The sequence below is a fragment of the Bartonella sp. MR110HLJHH genome, assembly GCF_042194225.1.
In the GTDB taxonomy this organism is placed as follows: Bacteria; Pseudomonadota; Alphaproteobacteria; order Rhizobiales; family Rhizobiaceae; genus Bartonella; species Bartonella grahamii.
The window spans coordinates 1-1,384 of sequence record NZ_JBHIMQ010000059.1; the positions used below are offsets into that span (position 1 = coordinate 1).

The window sequence follows — 1,384 nt, forward strand, 5'->3', positions numbered from 1 at the left end:
TGACCTGCTGTCTGCTTTATTTCTGATAGCCATTGTTTAAAACGCAAGTAACGCATTCCACCGCCTTCAAAACGGCGTGATTGAAAATTCACGGTACCACTGAATATGTCACTCTCGGCATTGCGAAACGCCCAACCCATCTTCGTACCTAGATCAAAACAAAGAATCGTGTTATTCACTGCTCCTCTCCATACAAAATGTGTTTTATAGAAGTGTTTTTTTCCGAAAATGAAGGAAAGAAGGGTGTAAGAAGTATGCAAATAGATAAAGATGTTATAGCTATAATTATTAGTATCTTTTCCCTAATACTATCGTTGTTTTTAAGATACGTAGATCTCAAAAAAGCAGAAAAGACTCGAAGAGAAGATTTATGCAATGTAGAAAAACAGTTTAACCATCTAGAAGAGCAAAATAAATCATTGCAAAAGCAAGCCACATCATCAGAAAAACATGTCAATTTTTTACTAAAAACAAAAGAAGAACTGGACTTAGGACCACCGCTACAGTTCAATGTACATAGTCCTACTCCAGACAAACATGATCCTAATAAATTTAGTGTCATATTATACATTAAAAATCCTACAGAAAGAATGATTAAAATAAATCACATATGGATAGAGAAAAAATGCCAATTCGAATTTGATAAAATAGTTTATAGCAACGGTACATTTATTAGCGGAAATGGCCAAATAACTATCAACCCCACATCTCCGAAACATATAGACCTAATAAAACTCGAAACAGAACAAACCTTACAAAATGGTCTTAATTCCTTTAATAATATAATCGGTGGACAAGAAATTAAATTAGAATTTTTCATTTGTTCCTCAAAATTGAATAAATCAGATACTCCGCTTTTTATTATGGAACATACTTCCTCAAGTAATCCTCAAAAAACAATTAAAGCTTCTTTTTGGACCTATTTCTTATCCCCTCATTCTTCCTAAGTTTATCCTCTAGATCCCATATTATTCTTTTTTGTTTAATTATCTCATCCCTAAGCTCTCCTGCCTGTTTAAAATAGTGATAAACCTCATAAAGCAAATATAGATTGGTAGTTATAGAAAGAACTGTTGCTACTAAACTCATCTTTCTCTCCTCACTTACCCTTCTTCTTACTCTTCTTATTCTTATGAGTCGGCGCTTTTACTGCTTCATCACGCGGCTTAAGCTTTTGTGTTAGTCTTTGAATTTCCGCATCACGTGATTGCACATCTGCTTCGAGTGTCGCCACAACTTCACTTACATTTCTGAATGCCTTTTCATGCTCTTCTATCTTTTGTTTCAGTTCTTCAACTTTCTCGTCGCGTGATTGAACATCTGCTTTTAGTGCCTGTATCTTTTCACTTTTCCGTTTAAACTCTTCTCGGTACGCATCTATCTT

1 protein-coding gene and 1 pseudogene are annotated in these 1,384 nt (G+C 34.5%); one reads left to right on the forward strand and one right to left on the reverse strand.

Annotated features, from left to right (window positions below; genetic code table 11):
* Positions 1-254 precede the first annotated feature (254 nt).
* Positions 255-947: a hypothetical protein gene (locus ACFIKB_RS09265; protein ID WP_273791729.1), complete on the forward strand. Its 693-nt coding sequence runs from the start codon at positions 255-257 to the stop codon at positions 945-947.
* Between the two features lie 152 nt (positions 948-1,099).
* Here ACFIKB_RS09265 and ACFIKB_RS09270 read toward each other — a convergent pair.
* Positions 1,100-1,384: pseudogene (locus ACFIKB_RS09270) on the reverse strand (hypothetical protein); the annotation flags it as partial.

Excerpts from the sequence above, each read along its gene's own strand:
- ACFIKB_RS09265 (WP_273791729.1), top strand. The coding sequence starts at position 255 with ATGCAAATAGATAAAGATGTTATAGCTATAATTATTAGTATCTTTTCC.